The sequence below is a fragment of the Streptomyces sp. NPDC047971 genome (genome assembly GCF_040653355.1).
Classification (GTDB): Bacteria; Actinomycetota; Actinomycetes; order Streptomycetales; family Streptomycetaceae; genus Streptomyces.
The window spans coordinates 88,478-106,326 of record NZ_JBEZNW010000023.1 but is presented as its reverse complement, the minus strand read 5'-3'; the positions used below and the strand labels follow the sequence as shown (position 1 = coordinate 106,326).

15 protein-coding genes are annotated in these 17,849 nt (G+C 70.6%); 7 read left to right on the top strand and 8 right to left on the bottom strand.

Annotated elements, in window-relative coordinates:
* Positions 1-18: 18 nt before the first annotated feature.
* Both cseB and cseC read left to right on the top strand, forming a co-directional pair.
* Positions 19-723: a two-component system response regulator CseB gene (gene cseB, locus AB0D99_RS22075; protein WP_362364614.1), complete on the top strand. Its 705-nt coding sequence runs from the start codon at positions 19-21 to the stop codon at positions 721-723.
* A 48-nt stretch (positions 724-771) separates the two neighbouring features.
* The gene (cseC, locus tag AB0D99_RS22070; protein ID WP_362364611.1) at positions 772-2,088 is read left to right on the top strand and encodes a two-component system sensor histidine kinase CseC; all 1,317 of its coding nucleotides are present in this window, start codon (positions 772-774) and stop codon (positions 2,086-2,088) included.
* 93 nt (positions 2,089-2,181) lie between these two features.
* On the opposite strand, the gene AB0D99_RS22065 is transcribed toward cseC, so the two are convergent.
* Positions 2,182-3,729: an MDR family MFS transporter gene (locus tag AB0D99_RS22065; protein ID WP_362364608.1), complete on the bottom strand. Its 1,548-nt coding sequence runs from the start codon at positions 3,727-3,729 to the stop codon at positions 2,182-2,184.
* Between the two features lie 119 nt (positions 3,730-3,848).
* Between AB0D99_RS22065 and AB0D99_RS22060 the strand changes: the two genes are divergently transcribed.
* Positions 3,849-4,406, top strand: a complete 558-nt coding sequence (locus tag AB0D99_RS22060; RefSeq protein WP_362364605.1) for a helix-turn-helix domain-containing protein — start codon at positions 3,849-3,851, stop codon at positions 4,404-4,406.
* Positions 4,407-4,419: 13 nt separating this feature from the next.
* On the opposite strand, the gene AB0D99_RS22055 is transcribed toward AB0D99_RS22060, so the two are convergent.
* Positions 4,420-5,118, bottom strand: coding sequence for a M23 family metallopeptidase (locus AB0D99_RS22055; RefSeq protein ID WP_362364602.1), 699 nt, complete (start codon positions 5,116-5,118; stop codon positions 4,420-4,422).
* A gap of 493 nt (positions 5,119-5,611) precedes the next feature.
* On the opposite strand from AB0D99_RS22055, the gene AB0D99_RS22050 reads away from it, so the two are divergent.
* The 3 genes from AB0D99_RS22050 to AB0D99_RS22040 are packed head-to-tail and all read left to right on the top strand — an operon-like array spanning position 5,612 to position 11,798.
* Positions 5,612-8,563: an NACHT domain-containing protein gene (locus AB0D99_RS22050; RefSeq protein ID WP_362364599.1), complete on the top strand. Its 2,952-nt coding sequence runs from the start codon at positions 5,612-5,614 to the stop codon at positions 8,561-8,563.
* On the top strand, positions 8,560-8,877 hold the full coding sequence (locus tag AB0D99_RS22045; protein WP_362364596.1) for a trypco2 family protein: 318 nt from the start codon (positions 8,560-8,562) through the stop codon (positions 8,875-8,877). The genes AB0D99_RS22050 and AB0D99_RS22045 overlap by 4 nt, the downstream gene beginning before the upstream one ends.
* On the top strand, positions 8,877-11,798 hold the full coding sequence (locus AB0D99_RS22040) for an NACHT domain-containing protein (protein ID WP_362364593.1): 2,922 nt from the start codon (positions 8,877-8,879) through the stop codon (positions 11,796-11,798). Before AB0D99_RS22045 ends, AB0D99_RS22040 begins: the two co-directional genes overlap by 1 nt.
* Positions 11,799-11,865: 67 nt before the next feature.
* Here the strand turns inward: AB0D99_RS22040 and AB0D99_RS22035 are convergent, their stop codons facing one another.
* A complete protein-coding gene (locus tag AB0D99_RS22035; RefSeq protein ID WP_352187788.1) occupies positions 11,866-14,391 on the bottom strand; it encodes an ATP-dependent Clp protease ATP-binding subunit in 2,526 nt (841 codons plus the stop codon).
* 462 nt (positions 14,392-14,853) lie between these two features.
* Between AB0D99_RS22035 and AB0D99_RS22030 the strand changes: the two genes are divergently transcribed.
* Entirely contained in the window at positions 14,854-15,444 is a 591-nt protein-coding gene (locus AB0D99_RS22030) for an SCO3374 family protein (RefSeq protein WP_362364590.1), read from the top strand.
* On the opposite strand, the gene AB0D99_RS22025 is transcribed toward AB0D99_RS22030, so the two are convergent.
* From AB0D99_RS22025 to AB0D99_RS22005, 5 genes are all read right to left on the bottom strand, one after another.
* Entirely contained in the window at positions 15,423-15,758 is a 336-nt protein-coding gene (locus AB0D99_RS22025; RefSeq protein ID WP_215072751.1) for an Lsr2 family protein, read from the bottom strand. The two genes, AB0D99_RS22030 and AB0D99_RS22025, sit on opposite strands and share 22 nt — an antisense overlap.
* A 146-nt stretch (positions 15,759-15,904) precedes the next feature.
* Positions 15,905-16,432 carry an amino-acid N-acetyltransferase gene (locus AB0D99_RS22020; RefSeq protein WP_362364586.1) on the bottom strand — a complete coding sequence of 176 codons (528 nt, stop codon included), beginning with the start codon at positions 16,430-16,432 and terminating at the stop codon, positions 15,905-15,907.
* Positions 16,433-16,441: 9 nt separating this feature from the next.
* A complete protein-coding gene (locus AB0D99_RS22015; RefSeq protein ID WP_362364583.1) occupies positions 16,442-16,891 on the bottom strand; it encodes a BlaI/MecI/CopY family transcriptional regulator in 450 nt (149 codons plus the stop codon).
* 110 nt (positions 16,892-17,001) lie between these two features.
* On the bottom strand, positions 17,002-17,181 hold the full coding sequence (locus tag AB0D99_RS22010; RefSeq protein WP_362364580.1) for a hypothetical protein: 180 nt from the start codon (positions 17,179-17,181) through the stop codon (positions 17,002-17,004).
* A 14-nt stretch (positions 17,182-17,195) separates the two neighbouring features.
* Complete coding sequence (locus AB0D99_RS22005; RefSeq protein ID WP_362364651.1) at positions 17,196-17,762, bottom strand: hypothetical protein; 567 nt, start codon at positions 17,760-17,762, stop codon at positions 17,196-17,198.
* Between the last annotated feature and the right edge of the window lie 87 nt (positions 17,763-17,849).

Genomic DNA, 17,849 nt, shown 5'->3' with positions numbered 1-17,849 from the left:
AAGGCAGGAAGGCGCACCATGGCCGAGACCCATGTGCTGTTCGTCGAGGACGACGACGTGATCCGTGAGGCCACCCAGCTGGCGCTGGAGCGGGACGGCTTCACGGTGACCGCCATGCCCGACGGGCTGTCCGGGCTCGAGGCGTTCCGGGCGGACCGGCCCGACATCGCGCTGCTCGACGTGATGCTGCCGGGCATGGACGGCGTCAGCCTGTGCCGACGGATCCGTGACGAGTCGACCGTGCCCGTGATCATGCTGTCCGCGCGCGCCGACTCCATCGACGTCGTCCTGGGCCTGGAGGCCGGGGCCGACGACTATGTGACCAAGCCCTTCGACGGTGCGGTGCTCGTGGCCCGGATCCGTGCCGTGCTGCGCCGCTTCGGGCACGCCGGCGGCCCCGCGCCCGGCGACCCCGGGCACGACCGGGGGCCGACGGGCGGGGTGCTGGTCTTCGGCGACCTGGAGGTCGACACCGACGGCATGGAGGTCCGCAGGGACGGCGCGCCGGTCGGGCTGACCCCGACGGAGATGCGGCTGCTCCTCGAGTTCTCCTCCGCGCCGGGCACCGTTCTGTCCCGGGACAAGCTCCTGGAGCGGGTGTGGGACTACGGCTGGGGCGGCGACACCCGGGTGGTGGACGTCCATGTCCAGCGGCTGCGCACCAAGATCGGCCAGGACCGGATCGAGACGGTCCGCGGCTTCGGCTACAAGCTCAAGGGATGAAGCGGGTCAGCGGGATGAAGCAGGTCAGCCGGTGAAGCGGGGCAGCAGGTGAGGCCGCTCGCCCTCCGTACGGGGGTCCGCTGGAAGATCGCCGTCGCCATCGCCGCCGTGGGCGCGCTGATCGCGGTCACCCTCAGCCTCGTCGTCCACAACTCGGCGCGCGTCTCGATGCTCGACAACGCGCGCGAGGTGCAGATGGAGCGGCTCCTCTTCGCCCAGCGGATGTACGAGAGCTCCAAGCCGAAGGAGCCCCGCTTCGGCACCAAGATCAACGACCCGATGCTGCCGCCGCAGCTGGACCAGCTGATGCGGGACAAGCGGCGCGGTACGTACGTCCAGGAGCACCGTCACGGCGGTCCGCCGGACGTCTGGGCGGCCGTACCGCTGGCCAACGGGGACGTGCTGTCGCTGCACATCCCGTTCGCCGACCGTTCCACGGCGATCATGAAGGATCTCGACCGGGCCCTGGTCATCGGCTCGGTGTCGGTGGTGTTCGGCGGCTGCGCGCTCGGCGTGCTCATCGGCGGCCAGCTCTCGCGCCGGCTGCGGAAGGCCGCCGCGGCGGCAGGCAGGGTCGCGCAGGGCAACACGGACGTACGGGTGCGGAAGGCGATCGGGGGAGTCGTCCGCGACGAGACCGACGAGCTGGCGCGCGCGGTGGACGCCCTGACCGACGCCCTGCAGGAGCGGATCGAGGCGGAGCGGCGGGTCACCGCCGACATCGCGCACGAACTGCGCACCCCGGTGACCGGCCTGCTCACCGCGGCCGAGCTGCTGCCGCCGGGGCGCCCCAGCGAGCTCGTACGGGACCGGGCGCAGGCCCTGCGGACGCTGGTCGAGGACGTGCTGGAGGTGGCCCGGCTCGACAGCGCATCGGAGCGGGCCGAGCTCCAGGAGATCGCGCTCGGCGAGTTCGTGGAGCGCCGGGTGCGGGCGCTCGACCCGGACGCGGTCGTGCACGTCGTCCACGAGTCCTGGGTGAACACCGACCCGCGGCGGCTGGAGCGGATCCTGGGCAACCTCCTCGCGAACGCGGCCAAGCACGGCAAGCCGCCGGTGGAGGTGACGGTCGAGGGCAGGGTCGTCCGGGTGCGGGACCACGGGCCCGGTTTCCCCGAGGCGCTGCTGCGCGAGGGCCCGAGCCGCTTCCGTACCGGCGCGAGCGACCGCGCGGGGCAGGGCCACGGGCTGGGGCTGACGATCGCGGCGGGGCAGGCCCGGGTCCTCGGGGCGCGGCTGACGTTCCGCAACGCCGCGCCGGAGGGGACGCCGCAGGGGGCGGGCGGCTCGATCGCGGTGCTCTGGCTGCCGGACCACGCGCCGACGAACACCGGCAGCTTCCCGATGATCAAGTTCGCGGAGTAGGGCGTACGGAGAGGGCCCCGGCACACCTGGTGTGCCGGGGCCCTCTCACGTGCGGGCGCGAGGTCGGACGGTCTCGGCGGCCGTCGGCCGCTCTCAGGCGTCCTTCGGCTTCGCCTCGGGTCCGGCGCCCCGCAGCGCCACCTCCTTGACGAGGAAGGCCAGCACGAAACCGAGGACGGCGACGGCGGACGCGACCAGGAAGGCGGAGTGCGTGCCGGCGGCGACCGCGTGCTGGTACGCCTCGCGCAGCGCCTCGGGCAGCTTCGCCAGGGAGGCCGCGTCGAGCTGGGCGGACTGCTGGGTCAGTGCCGAGCCGCCGCGCGCCGCCATCTCGTCCTGGACGCGGCTCGTGAAGAGCGCGCCCATGATCGCGACGCCGAAGGAGGAGCCGAGGGTGCGGAAGAGGGTGGTCGAGCTGGAGGCGACGCCCATGTCCTTCATCTCGACGCTGTTCTGCGCGACGAGCATCGTGATCTGCATCAGGAAGCCCATGCCGGCGCCGAGCACCGCCATGTAGACGCCGGAGACGAGGCGGGAGGTGCCGGTGTCCATCTGCGCGAGCAGGAACAGGCCGATCACCATCAGGGCCGTGCCGATGATCGGGAAGATCTTGTACTTGCCGCTGGTGGTGGTGATCCGGCCGGAGATCAGCGAGACGACCATCATCGACAGCAGCATCGGCAGGAGCAGCAGGCCGGAGTTGGTGGCCGAGGCGCCCTGCACGGACTGCTGGAACAGCGGCAGGAAGAGGACCGCGCCGAACATCACGAAGCCGGTGAGGAAGCCGATCACCGACATGAGGGTGAAGTTGCGGCTGCGGAAGATGTGGAGCGGCACGACCGGGTCGCTCGCACGGCTCTCGGCCCAGAGGAAGGCGGCGAGCGCGGCGACACCGGCGACCGCGAGGCCGACGATGGTCGCGGAGCCCCAGGCGTACTCCGTACCGCCCCAGGTGGTGACCAGGACGATCGCGGTGATGCCGACGGTCAGCAGCGCGGCGCCGAGGAAGTCGATCCTGGTGGAGCGGTCGCGCTCCTTCCTGGGCAGGTGGAGCACGGCGGTGACCATCGCGAGGGCGACGGCGCCGAGCGGCAGGTTGATGTAGAAGGACCAGCGCCAGCCCCAGTGGTCGGTGATGGTTCCGCCGACCAGTGGTCCGCCGATCATGGCGAGGGCCATCACGCCGGCCATCATGCCCTGGTACTTGCCGCGCTCACGGGGCGGGATCAGATCGCCGATGATCGCCATGACGCCGACCATCAGACCGCCGGCACCCAGGCCCTGGACGGCGCGGAAGCCGATGAGCTGGCCCATGTCCTGGGCCATGCCGCTGAGCGCCGAGCCGATCACGAAGATCACGATCGAGGTGAGGAAGACGCCCTTGCGGCCGTACATGTCGCCGAGCTTGCCCCAGATGGGGGTGGAGGCGGCGGTGGCGAGGGTGTAGGCGGTGACGACCCAGGAGAGGTGCTCCAGACCGCCGAGCTCGCCGACGATCGTCGGCATCGCGGTGCCGATGATCATGTTGTCGAGCATCGCGAGCAGCATCGCGATCATGAGGGCGAGGAGAACGACGCGGACGCTGCGCGGCTGCTTCGCCTCTTCCTCCCCGGATGTTCTGACTGCTTCGGTCGTCGCCATGTCCCGCTCCCCATAAGCCCTTCGGGCACTTACTTGCCGCCCGGCTAGTTACTACACTGGGGACGGTAGACCCGTAACTAGCCGGTCGTCAAGTAAGTAAGAGTGTGTGGGAGCGGACCATGGCCAGAGGCAACACCCGGCAGCGCATCCAGGACGTGGCCCTCGAACTCTTCGCGGAGCAGGGCTACGAGAAGACCTCACTGCGCGAGATCGCCGAGCACCTCGATGTCACCAAGGCCGCGCTGTACTACCACTTCAAGACCAAGGAAGACATCATCATCGGCATCTTCCAGGACCTCACCCGGCCCATGGACGAGCTGATCGCATGGGCGCGCGAGCAGCCGCGCACGCTGGAGGTCAGGGAGGAGATCCTGCGCCGCTACCAGCAGTCCCTGCTCGGCGCGGCGCCGCTGTTCCGCTTCATGCAGGAGAACCAGGCGGCCGTCCGCGATCTCAGCATCGGCCTGACCTTCAAGGAGCGGATGCTCGAACTGAGCGGTCTGATCCAGGAGCCGGACTTCGCCGTGATCGACCGGGTGCGCTGCGTCAGCGCGATCTTCACCCTGCACGCGGGGATGTTCTTCATGGACAACGTCGAGGGCGACGTCGAGGAGAAGCACGAAGCCGTCCTCGAGGTCGCCCTCGATCTGATCACGCAGGCGCACAGCGCGCCGTGAGGCGTTCCTCGGGTCAGATGGTGACGCCGACGGAGCGCAGGAACGCGGCCGGGTTCAGGGCCGAGCCGTAGTTCGGGGTCGTACGGATCTCGAAGTGCAGGTGCGGGCCGGAGGAGTTGCCGGTGTTGCCCGACAGCGCGATCTTCTGGCCGGCGCCGACCTTCTGGCCGATGTGCACGTTGATCTTCGACAGGTGGGCGTACTGCGAGTACTTGCCGTTGGCGTGCTTGACGACGATGGCGTTGCCGTACGCGGGACCGTCGCCGCCGCCGTTCGGGCCGGCCTTCACGACGGTACCGGCGCCGGCGGCCTTGACCGGGGTGCCGACCGGGACGGCGAAGTCCTGGCCGGAGTGCTTGTGGGCCCACATGGCGCCGCCCTGGTTGTAGCTGGCGGTCAGGGTGTAGCCACCGACCGGCTTGACCCAGGCGGGAGCCTTCTTGGCGGCGGCGGGGGCGGCCTTGACGGCCTTGGCGACGGCGGCCTTCTTGGCGGCGGCCTGAGCGGCGACGGCCTTGGTGGCGGCGAGCGCCTGGGCATCGGCCTGCGCGGCGACGGCAGCGGACGCACCGGTCGCGGCAGTCGCGATGGTGGCGGCCTTGCCCTCGGCGGCGAAGGCGGACCCGGCTCCGGCCACCAGCGACGCTCCCAGACCGGCGGTGGCAAGGGCGACGGCGGTGATACGGGCGGGGTTCATGACGCGCTTCGACATACGGGGGAAAACCTCCGGACAGAACGGGACCCGACGCGTTCGCTGCGCCGGGCGGGCTGTTGCTCATCCTTGGTAACCCGGACCCCCATTCGGCGTAAACCGCCCCATCTACGACATTGCGTCGTAGCGATCTCCAGGGATGTTCGGGTCTTGACGACCCCGGACACCCCTCCTTGAAATCGGACATACCGGCACAAGAGAAACGGTTTATGCGCACGTCGGACCTGCCCGGATCGGACCGACAGGCCGCTTCTCGCACGGTTCGCGCACCCCTGGGACCAAAGTCCCGACGCCCCGGCCCTGAACGTCCCGAAACGACACCAAACGCCGGCACTAATCCCGTTAGTACCCCTGAAAACGCCTGTGCGCCTTGTCACGGCGCGCCCGCCCCCATTGCGACCTGGGTCACGCAACCACGGGCTTTTCGATCACGTCCCGCACTACGCTGACGACGTCGCGAACCACCGGGGGGACACCAATGGATCCGTTACTCGTGGGCACCCGTCTCGCCTCGTCGGCGATGGGACCGCTCCTGAAGAGACTGCTGGTCAGCGACGGTCCAGGGGCCGGCATACCGGGCTCGGCCCGGCGCATCCGGCTCTCCGGGCTCGTCTCCTTCCGCGGCGAGAAGCGCACGCTCACGGAGAAGGACGTCCGCAAGCTCGCCGCCACCCTCGTCGAACGAGCCGCCGCGGGCCCCGGGGAGCCGCCGTTCCCCGCCGACGAGACCGAGGCGCTCACCGACACCCTGGCCGCCACGCTCCTCGCCCTCGGCGACCTCGACATGGACGACGTCCAGGCCGTCCACCTCGGCGCCCCGGCCCTCGCCCGCAGCCTGCGCACGGCGGCCCCGGCCCCGGACGGCCTCTCCGCGGACTCCGTCCACTTCCTCGGCTCGCTCACCGAGTGGGCCTGCCTGCACATCCTGGAGTTCTTCACCCAGCGGTCCACGTTCGTGGCCCGCACGCTCGTGGAGCAGAGCCGCGGCCGGCAGGAGCTGACCGCCAAGGTCGACGAGGTGATCCGCCGGACGCCCCGGGTGGACGCGCGGGACGCGGAGTTCGAGCGGCGCTACCTGGCCTACGTGGCGAGGAAGCACGGCAGCCTCACGATCTACGGGGTGGACCTGGAGGGCGCGCAGGAGAAGTGGCCGCTGGACGTCGCGTACCTGTCGCTGGAGGCGACGGGGACGAGGCTCACGGAGGAGGCCCTGCTCCACGCCCTGGACGCGGGCGGCCCCGCCGACCAGGCCCTCGCCCGCCACGCCCGCGTGCTCCTGCGCGGAACGGCCGGCTCGGGAAAGACGACGCTCGTCCAGTGGCTGGCCGTCTCGGCCACGCGAGAGGAGTTCGCCGACGACATGGCGTACCTCCGCGACCGGATCCCCTTCGTCCTCCCGCTCCGTACCCTCACCCGTCACGGCGAGCGGCTCCCCGCCCCCGACCGCTTCCTCACCGCCGTCGGCTGCCCCCTCACCCCGCCCGACGGCTGGGCCGACCGCGTCCTCGCGGCCGGTCGCGGCCTCGTCCTGGTCGACGGCATCGACGAGATCCCCGAAGCCGAACGCGACCGCGCCCGCCGCTGGCTCCGCGACCTCCTCGACACCTACGACGGCAACCGCTGGCTCGTGACCTCCCGCCCCACCGCCGTACGCGACGACTGGCTGGCGTCGGACGGCTTCACCGAGCTCCGCCTCGCCCCCATGTCCACCACCGAGGTCGGCACCTTCGTCCGCCGCTGGCACACGGCCGCGGGGCCGGAGGCGGCGCCGTACGAGCAGCCCCTCCTCGACGCCCTGCGGACCACCTCCGACGTCGCCCAGCTCGCCACCAACCCCCTGATGTGCGGTCTGATCTGCGCCCTGCACCGCGGCCGCCGCGGCTTCCTGCCCCGCGGCCGCAAGGCGCTGTACGAGGCCGCGCTCTCGATGCTGCTCACCCGCCGGGACCGCGAGCGGGACATGGGGACGCCGTACGGGATCGAGCTGAGCGAGGCCCCCCAGATCCAGCTGATCCAGCGGATCGCGTACTGGCTCACGCTCAACGGGCGTACGACGATGGACCGTTCCCGCGCCGAGTCGGTCGTGCGGGAGGCGGTGCCCGCGATCACGGAGGCGGCCGGCCACGACCCCGACACCGTCTTCACCCACCTCCTCCACCGCAGCGGCCTGCTCCGCGAGCCCACCGCGGAGACCGTCGACTTCGTCCACCGCACCTTCCAGGACTACCTCGCCGCGAAGGCCCTGGTGGACCGCTGGGACATCGGCGTCCTCGTCCGGCACGCGGCGGACGACCAGTGGGAGGACGTCATCCGCATGGCCGTCGGCCACGCGCGGCCACGCGAATGCGCGGAGATCTTCGAGGAGTTGCTGAAGGCGGCGGACGCGGCGCCGGACCGCGGTACGCGGCTCCGCGTCCTCGTGGTGGCGGCGACGGCGCTGGACCACGCGACGGAGGTGGCACCGGAGATCCGGGAACGGATCCTGGCGAGGACGGCGGCGGTGATTCCGCCGAGCGGGGTGGAGGAGGCACGGGAGCTCGCGTCGGTGGGCCGGGCGGTCCTCGGCCTGCTGCCGGGGCCCGAGGACCTGGACGCCGAGGCGGCGCGGAACGTGGTGATCACGGCGACCCACGTCGTCGACGACACGGCGCTGCCCTACCTCGCCCGGTTCGCCCGCCATGGCGATCTGACGGTCCGCTCCCAACTCATGTGGGGCTGGAGCCGGTTCGACCCGGCCACGTACGCCGACGAGATCATCGCCCGGCTGGACCTGACGGGACTCGACGTCACGGTGACGACCGACGAGCACGCGGCCCAGCTCGCGCGCCTCGGGCTGCGACCGGAGCGGCTCGACCTCCGCGGCGGCCTCACCGCCGAGGGGGTCGCCCTGCTCGGCGCCTCGCTCGGGGAGGTCAGGCTGCTTCGCCTGAGCGGGGTCGTCGCCCAGGTCCTGGAGTCCGTCCCGGCCGAGAACGAGCTGGAGACCCTCAGCCTGGACACGTACCCCGACGGAGGACTCGGCGTGCTCCGTCGCCTGACCGGCCTCAGGCATCTCTCGTTCTCCTCCGACCTCCCGATGGCCCCGGCGGACTGGGAGGCACTGGCCGATCTCCGATCGCTGGCGACGCTCTCCGCACCCGCCCTGGCCCTGCGGGGGATGCCGGGCTCGCTGAGACTTCCGGTGCGGGCCCTGCACCTGACCGGCCGGGGCACCGACACGCTCCTGAAGACGGTCGGCCGCGCCTTCCCCCGCCTGGAGACCCTGAGCATCAGAGATTTCCTCGCCGTGGGCACGGTGCACGACCTCACGCCCCTCGCCCCGCTGGAGCACCTCACCCACGTCACCGCCCTGGGCGCGGAGTTCACCGGAACCGAACACCTCCGCCCCGCTGTCGAGCTCCTCGTGAGCCGCACCCCCACCAGCCCGGAAGGGTCCCGCCCATGACCGACATCGAACTCGCCGACGCCATCGAGTCCGTGCGCGACCAGCTCGTCGACGCCGCCACCCGCGCCACCGGAAAGCCCCTCGCCTTCGAAGTGGGCGACATCGAGATGGAGTTCACGATCGAACTCCGCAAGGAGGTGAAGGGCGGCACCAAGGTCAAGGCATGGGTCGTCGAGGCCGGGGCCGACGCCTCCCGGACCCGCGGCGAGACCCATCGCGTCTGCTTCACCCTCAAGCCCCGCGACGCGACGACGAACGGTCCCTGGCTCGTCGGCAACGACGACGCCGGTGACACCTCGGGATTCGGTGACTGATGGGGCTGCCGCCCGGTCGGCGTGCGGTCGCCGTCCACTCCCAGCACTCCGGACGGCAGGGCAGCGGCGTGCTGCTCACCGACGACACCGTCCTCACCTGCGCCCATGTGCTGGAGGCCGGCTACTCGGCCTGGGTGTCCGTGCCCGGGCTCCGTGACCGGGCCCTGTGCCGGGTGATCTGGGCGGATCCGCAGCTCGACGCCGCGCTGCTCCAGGCGCCGGAGAGCCTCGTCGCCGGACTCGTCACCACCCTGGTGGGCGCGACCGCCCTCCGACTCGCCGAAGTCGCCACCGAACGCCCCCTGCCCGACTGCGAGATCGTCGGCTTTCCACGGATCCAGCGGTACGACGAGGGCCGCAGACTGGAGTGCGACCAGTACACGGGCACGGTCCTCCCCCTCGCCGGACTGATCCGCCGCACCATGGTCCTCGAACTGGACCGGGCCCCGGCGACCGAACGGGCCGACGGCGGCTCCCCTCTCGCGGGGCTGTCCGGAGCGCCGGTGTTCGCGGGCAGCGGGCTGCTCGGGATCGTCAAGGGGGTCCCGCGCGGCCGCGGCCACCGGCGGGTCGAATGCGTCCCTCTGGCCATGATCATGGCCGCCGACGGGTTCAGAGGCGCGTACGCCAAGGCGACCGGCAGCCTGCCGCCCGAGCCGGCCGCCCAGACGCGCCACACCTCGGTCGACTCCTCGCACGAGCAGGAGTACGCCGAAGCCCTCGCCGCCGCGTACCGCCGCACCAGGATCTTCGGGCTCGACGAGCTCGGCCGGCGGGCGTCCGAGTGGGACCTCGACACCGCCTACCTCTCCCTGGAGGCCGCCTCCGAGGAGCCCGGGTCCCCGCCCGTCCCCCACCGCATCGACGAACTCCTCGCCGCCCGCCCCCGCGTCCTCCTCCGGGGAGACGCCGGCGCCGGCAAGACCACCCTGGTCTGGTGGCTCGCCGCCCACGCCGCCGCCGGCACCCTCGGCCCCCGACTCGCCGAGCTGAACGGACTCGTACCGTTCGTCGTCCCGCTCCGGACCCTCCGGGCCCGCGGCTCCGGCTTCCCCTCCCCCGCCGAACTCCCCGCCGTCGCCGGGCTGATGGTCGACCCCGCGCCCGACGGCTGGGCGGGCCGGGTGCTGGCCGGCGGCCGGGGGCTGCTGCTCGTCGACGGACTCGACGAGGTGCCCCAGGAGGACCGGGAAGCCGCCTACGCCTGGCTCTCGGGGCTCCTCGCCCGCTACCCCCGTACCCGCTGCGTGGCGACCGTACGACCGCTCGCGGTGGAGCCCGCGTGGCTGGCCGCGGAGGGCTTCGAGGAGCTGACCCTCCTGCCCATGCGGGACCCGGACATCCAGGCGTTCGTCACCGCCTGGCACGACGCTGCGGGCCTCGACGGCGAGGACGCGGACGTCCTCAAGGAGCTCGCACAGGATCTGCTCCAGCAGTTCCGCCACAACCCGACCCTGTCCGACCTCGCCCGCACCCCGCTCCTGTGCGGGGTGATCTGCGCCCTGCACCGGTTACGGGAGGGGTTCCTGCCCGAGACCCGCTGGGCGCTCTACGACTCCGCGCTGCAGATGCTCCTCGGCGCCCGCGACGACCGGCGCCGGATCGACGCCCCCGACGGCATCCGCATGTCGGTGGAGGAGAGCCGGCAGCTCCTCCAGCGGCTGGCGGCCTGGCTGGTCCGGGGCGGCCAGACGGAGTTCACCCGCGACCAGGCCCTGCACCGGCTGAACCGGGCGCTGCCGGGAATGCCGAGGGTCGCCGGGCAGGGCACGCCCGAGGAGATCCTCACCCATCTCCTCAACCGCAGCGGCCTCCTCCAGGAGCGGAGGGACGACGTCTTCCAGTTCGCGCACCGCACCTTCCAGGACTTCCTGGCCGCCAAGGAGTTCGTGGAGGACGACCTCGTACCGGAGCTGCTGCGGCACGCGCGGGAGCAGCAGTGGCACGACGTCCTCCTGCTGGCGGCGGGCCACTGCTCCCGCCGGGAGCTCCCGGTCCTCGTGGAGGGCATCCTCGCCGCGGGCTCCGCCACGCGGAGACGAGACCAGAAGACGAGCCTGTACGTCCTGGCGGCCCTGTGCGCCCAGCACGCGGCCTGGCTGGACCAGCACCTGCACGGCAGGGTCGAGGCGGCCGTCGGCTCGGTGACACCCCCCATGAACCACACCCAGGTGGGGCAGCTCGCGCGACTGGGCTCGTTCGTGCTGCCGCTGCTGCCGGCGCCGGACCGGATTCCCGCCGAGGCCAAGGCCCGCGTGATCGAGTTGATCGCCGCGATCGGCGGGCCGCAGGCCCTCCCCTACGCGGAGTCCTTGGCCCGGGCGGGGGACGCGGCCCCGCTCCAGCAGCACTGGAGCGGCTTCCCCACCGAGGGGTTCGCGCGTCGGGTCCTCCCGTACCTCGGACGCCACGAGATCCTCGCCGTGCACGGCGGGGACCAGCTCCGGCACGTACGGCACCTGCCCCAGACCCGACTGTTCGTCTCCGGCGATGTCGCACCCGACGAACTCGTCGAGGTGATCGGCGGGCGCCCGCTGGAGTATCTGGCGCTCGCGCGCAGCACCCTCCTGACCGATCTGAGCGTGCTGCGCGCGCTGAACACGACGGTTCTCCGCGAGCTCATGGTGACGTCGACCCCGAAACTGACGGATCTCGGCGCGCTCACCGGCCTGGAAGCGCTGGAGCGCCTGCGTCTGGGCTCCCTGCGGGTCGCCCCTTCCGCGCTGGAGACGGTGGCCCGGATGCCGGCCCTGCGGCTGCTGACGCTGGACACGCCCCGGCTCGACGACGACCGGCTGGACCTCACCCCGCTCGTGGGAGCCCCCGACCTCAGGGTGTGTGTCGTCGACGTCTCGGCGAAGAAGATCCACGGCCGGTCCGCCCTGGGCGACCGTCTCTTCTTCGACAACGAGGGGGGCTGACGACAAGGGGCTGCCCCCGACCCTTGCAGGTCGGGGGCAGCCCCTGTGCTTCCACCGCTCGGCGGTGTTACGCGTCCTTCGAGAGGTTCGGGCCCGCTCCGCCCGTGGCCTGCTCGATCGGCGGGACGTCGGGCAGGGCCGACTTCTCCTCGCCGCGGAAGGTGAACTTCTTCTCCTCACCCTCGCCCTCGGTGTCCACGACCACGATGTGGCCGGGGCGCAGCTCGCCGAAGAGGATCTTCTCGGAGAGCGAGTCCTCGACCTCGCGCTGGATCGTCCGGCGCAGCGGCCGGGCGCCCATGACGGGGTCGTAACCCTTCTTGGCGAGCAGCTCCTTCGCGGACTGGGAGAGCTCGATGCCCATGTCCCGGTCCTTCAGGCGCTCGTCCACCCGGCTGATCATCAGGTCGACGATCTGCAGGATGTCGTCCTGGGTGAGCTGCGGGAAGACGATGATGTCGTCCACACGGTTCAGGAACTCCGGGCGGAAGTGCTGCTTCAGCTCGTCGCTGACCTTGGCCTTCATCCGCTCGTAGTTGGACTTCGTGTCGCCCTGGGCCGCGAAGCCCAGGTTGAAGCCCTTCGAGATGTCCCGGGTCCCGAGGTTGGTCGTCATGATGATGACCGTGTTCTTGAAGTCCACGACCCGGCCCTGGGAGTCGGTCAGTCGACCGTCCTCCAGGATCTGGAGAAGGGAATTGAAGATATCGGGGTGGGCCTTCTCGACCTCGTCGAAGAGGACGACGGAGAACGGCTTGCGGCGCACCTTCTCGGTGAGCTGGCCGCCCTCTTCGTAGCCCACGTATCCGGGGGGAGAACCGAAGAGACGGGAAACCGTGTGCTTCTCGCTGAACTCCGACATGTCGAGGGAGATCATCGCGTCCTCGTCGCCGAAGAGGAATTCGGCGAGAGCCTTGGACAGCTCGGTCTTACCGACACCGGACGGGCCGGCGAAGATGAACGAGCCACCAGGACGCTTCGGGTCCTTCAGACCGGCTCGCGTACGACGGATCGCCCGCGAAAGGCCGATGACGGCGTCCTTCTGCCCGATGACGCGCTTGTGGAGCTCGTCCTCCATGCGGAGCAGACGCGAGGACTCCTCCTCGGTCAGCTTGAAGACCGGGATGCCGGTGGCGGTCGCGAGGACCTCGGCGATCAGCTCGCCGTCGACCTCGGCGACGACGTCCATGTCGCCGGCCTTCCACTCCTTCTCCCGCTTGGCCTTCGCCGCCAGCAGCTGCTTCTCCTTGTCGCGGAGAGACGCCGCCTTCTCGAAGTCCTGGGAGTCGATCGCGGACTCCTTGTCCCGGCGGACGCCGGCGATCTTCTCGTCGAACTCGCGGAGGTCCGGCGGCGCGGTCATCCGGCGGATGCGCATCCGGGAGCCGGCCTCGTCGATCAGGTCGATCGCCTTGTCCGGGAGGAAGCGGTCCGAGATGTACCGGTCGGCCAGGGTCGCGGCCTGGACGAGGGCCTCGTCGGTGATGGAGACCCGGTGGTGGGCCTCGTACCGGTCGCGCAGACCCTTGAGGATCTCGATCGTGTGCGGCAGGGACGGCTCCGCGACCTGGATGGGCTGGAAGCGGCGCTCGAGAGCGGCGTCCTTCTCCAGGTACTTGCGGTACTCGTCCAGCGTGGTCGCACCGATGGTCTGGAGCTCACCGCGGGCCAGCATCGGCTTGAGGATGCTGGCGGCGTCGATCGCGCCCTCGGCGGCACCCGCACCCACCAGGGTGTGGAGCTCGTCGATGAACAGGATGATGTCGCCGCGGGTGCGGATCTCCTTGAGGACCTTCTTCAGGCGCTCCTCGAAGTCACCGCGGTAGCGGGAGCCGGCGACCAGCGCGCCGAGGTCCAGGGTGTAGAGGTGCTTGTCCTTGAGGGTCTCGGGCACCTCGCCCTTGACGATGGCCTGCGCCAGGCCCTCGACGACGGCGGTCTTGCCGACGCCGGGCTCGCCGATGAGGACCGGGTTGTTCTTCGTACGGCGGGACAGCACCTGCATGACCCGCTCGATCTCCTTCTCGCGCCCGATGACCGGGTCGAGCTTGGATTCGCGGGCCGCCTGGGTGAGGTTGCGGCCGAACTGGTCGAGGACCAGGGACGTCGAGGGCGTGCCCTCGGCAGGACCGCCGGCCGTGGCGGCTTCCTTGCCCTGGTAGCCGGAGAGCAGCTGGATGACCTGCTGCCGCACCCGGTTGAGATCGGCGCCCAGCTTCACGAGGACCTGGGCGGCGACGCCCTCGCCCTCGCGGATCAGGCCGAGCAGGATGTGCTCGGTGCCGATGTAGTTGTGGCCGAGCTGGAGGGCCTCTCGGAGCGACAGCTCCAGGACCTTCTTGGCACGCGGGGTGAAGGGGATGTGACCGGACGGGGCCTGCTGCCCCTGGCCGATGATCTCCTCAACCTGCTGGCGGACCGCCTCGAGCGAAATCCCGAGGCTCTCCAGGGCCTTAGCGGCGACACCCTCACCCTCGTGGATAAGGCCCAGGAGGATGTGCTCGGTGCCGATGTAGTTGTGGTTGAGCATCCGGGCTTCTTCCTGAGCCAGGACGACAACCCGCCGCGCGCGGTCGGTGAACCTCTCGAACATCGTTAATCGCTCCTCAGAGCGGTCAGTCAGTTAGGGGTCGATCCCCTCCCTGTCCTTCCGCAGCTTAGTCCCGCAAGCGGGGACCGCTCATTCCAACTGCCGACATCCGTCCGGATCACCCCCTCTCAAGCGGGGAGACCTGCTGCCGAACAGCCGACAAATGCTCCAACCCGATGGTGCGAGACGATGTTCCCGCAGGCCAAGCAGTTACCCCCGCCATCTGTACGCCGATGGCGAACGTGAGACGCCAAAGCCCGCAAGTCGTCCCTCCTCACTAGGAATGTCTTACCCGTAAGCACTGACACTCCATGCGGCACACCCCCGTTCCCTCCGCTACGGGCGAACATCCTTGCGCTGCCGAATGCGCCCGTACGCACCCATCACGGACACTCTGCGCATCGGATCGAGGACACTGTGTCATCACCGGCGTAACCAACCGGCGCTCTCGGGAGTTCCCCGGACATGGCCCTCACCGTCCCGCTCCCCCGTTCGCCGATCGACGACGGCGTGGCGCGGTGGTACGAGCGGGAGCTCGGCTGGGCGGCCGTGGACGGGCCGCCGGCGCAGCTGGTCACCGGGGTGCGCTTCGACGTCCTCGAGCTGCCGGCGACGGCCGGTCGCGCGGTGCTGCGCAGGATGGGCCCCGCCACCGGACCGGTGGCCCTCATGGGGCGCAGGATGCGGCTGCTCACGGCCGCGGGGAGCGCGGAGGAGCTGCCGGGGCTGCTCGACTGGCTCGAATGGGGCGGGATCTCACTGGATCTCGTCGCCCTGGGCGCGGGCGGCCGGATGACCGCTCCCATTCCCCCAGGACGGAGCGGTTCCGGCGCGCCGGGCGCCGCGGTGTGGCTGCGGGCCCCCGAGCCCGGCGGGGCCTGGGAGGGCTCGCTTCCCGCGCTGCGGACCGCCAGGCGGGGCGATGCGGGCGCCCCCTGTCTCGCACGGCTCGTCGCCGTCGCGGCCGCGGAGTGCCATCGGGTGCGGCTGCTGAGTGCGCGCCCTCACGGATCGGCGCCTCAGCAGCTGACGCCTCAGCGGTTCGCGTCCTCGTAGGCCGCCTTGATCTCCGCGGGGACACGGCCGCGGTCGTTCACGTTGTATCCGTTCTCCTTCGCCCACGCGCGGATCTTCGCGGTGTCCGGGCTGCCACCCGTGGCGACGCGGCCCTTGCCACGCGTACCGGCGCTGCGGCCACCGGTGCGACGGCCGCTCTTGGTGTACGGCTCGAGCAGGCCACGGAGCTTGTCCGCGTTGGCGGTGGTGAGGTCGATCTCGTAGGTCTTGCCGTCCAGCGCGAACGTCACGGTCTCGTCCGCCTCGACACCGTCGAGGTCATCGACAAGAAGGACCTGAACCTTCTGTGCCACCGGATTTCCTTTCATCGAAAATGCAGTACGCGGAAAGGAAACCGCTTTTCCCGGAAAAACACAAACCCCTGGGAGAGGTTCAGAAGCCCGGCAACGCGGGAAACGTGCGCGATTCGGACATAGGGTTCCGCGCGCGCTCGGCAGGATCACAGATGCAGAAGCATCCGGCTGTTGCCCAAGGTGTTCGGCTTCACTCGTTCGAGACCGAGGAACTCGGCGACACCCTCGTCATAGGAACGCAGGAGCTCGCTGTAGACATCTCCGTCGACGGGGGTCTCGCCGATCTCGACGAAGCCGTGCTTCGCGAAGAAGTCGACTTCGAAGGTGAGGCAGAATACCCGGCGCACCCCGAGCCATCGGGCGGTGTGCAGCAACTTGTCGAGCACGTGATGTCCGACGCCCCCGCCCTTGAACTCCGGATCGACCGCGAGAGTGCGGACTTCCGCGAGGTCTTCCCACATCACGTGGAGTGCGCCGCAGCCGACCACGACGGCGTCCTCGTCGCGTTCGGCGACCCAGAACTCCTGGATGTCCTCGTAAAGCGTCACGGTCGCTTTGTCGAGCAGGATGCCGCGGCGGACGTACGGGTCGACAAGGCGGCGGACCGCGGCGACATCACTGGTGCGTGCACGGCGAACGGTGACGGCTTTTGAAGCGGTGGAGGACGACGACATGGGGGGACGTTATCGCCCCTCGCCGGCCGTACCGGCGCCGCCCTCGCCCGCGGTCCGGTCGCCGCCGCCCTCCGGGGTCGGGGCGGGGGTCTCGGGGACGTTGTACCCGACGATGCGGATCGCGTCGCTGAGGGCTTCCCGCTGCTCGCTGGACATCATCCCGAAGAAGGCGACGAGCGCGGAGGCCGGGTTGTCGCTCTGGGACCACGCTTCGTTCATCAGTGCGGCCGAGTAGGCGGCGCGGGTGGAGACCGCGGTATATCGATAGGCGCGGCCGTCGACTTCCCTGCGCACCCAGCCCTTCTGATGGAGATTGTCCATTACCGTCATGACGGTGGTGTAGGCGATGGACCGTTCCTGCTGGAGATCCTCCAGGACTTCCCGGACGGTCACCGGGCGGTTCCATTGCCAGACGCGTGTCATGACGGCGTCTTCCAGCTCTCCCAATTGGCGGGGCACAACTGCCACCTTAGTCAAGCGAACCGGGAATGGCTGGTTATTGGCGGAGGAAACGCAACAAAAAGGACGCACGACGGGGAAACCGTCGTACGTCCTCGATGCGGGCGGGACTAGGAGGCGCTGCCGCCGTCCACCTGGCGGGTGGCCTCGGCGCGGGCGAGGGCCGCGTCCACGGCCGCGTCCTCCTTGGCCTTGTTCGGGCCGCCCTGGCTCTTCACGATCGTGACGACGAGGCAGATGAAGAACGTGGCCATCACGATGGGGGGCAGGAGCGCGGATACGTAGTCCATGCCGACCAGAGTAGCTATCCGGCGACGCGTTCCTCGGGCGGGGGCGGGGGTACGGGGCGTCGGCGCGGCGGGAACACCTCGGAGGGCTTGGGCGCCGGTCGCTTGACGGGGGCGGGCGGCTTCGGGGTGGACGGCTTGGGCTCGTCGGCGGCGCGCCCGCCGGCGAGGGCGAGCAGCCGGGCGCGGGGCGCGGTGGCCACGGCCTGGGAGACCCGGGCGAGGCGGGCGCGCACGGAGCGCTCGACGAGGATCTGGCAGCGCTCCAGGAGGTGGGCGGCCCGGGGGTGCGCCCGCAGGGTGCGCAGCGCGGAGAGGTCGTCGGCGACGGGTTCGTAGCCGTCGGCGAGGGCGTCCTGGAGGAGCTCCAGATAGCCCGGGCGCGAGCCGGGAAGGGCCTCGCGGTAACGGGCCAGATCGGCGACGAGGAAGGCGCGCAGCCGGCCGGCCTCGCGGACGGCGTCGTCCACGGATTCGGCGAGGCGCAGGCAGTCCTGGACGTCCTCGTCCTGAAGGGGGGCGGGGTTGAGGGCGGTGGCAAGGGCGCGTCGGAGCACACGCAGCTCGTCCGCACTGAACGCCATGCCGCCGCGGGATCCGTATGGCGTGGGCATGGGGTGACGATACGCGCTAATCGGACAAATTTCGTTTACCGATCATTTCGGCGCGTT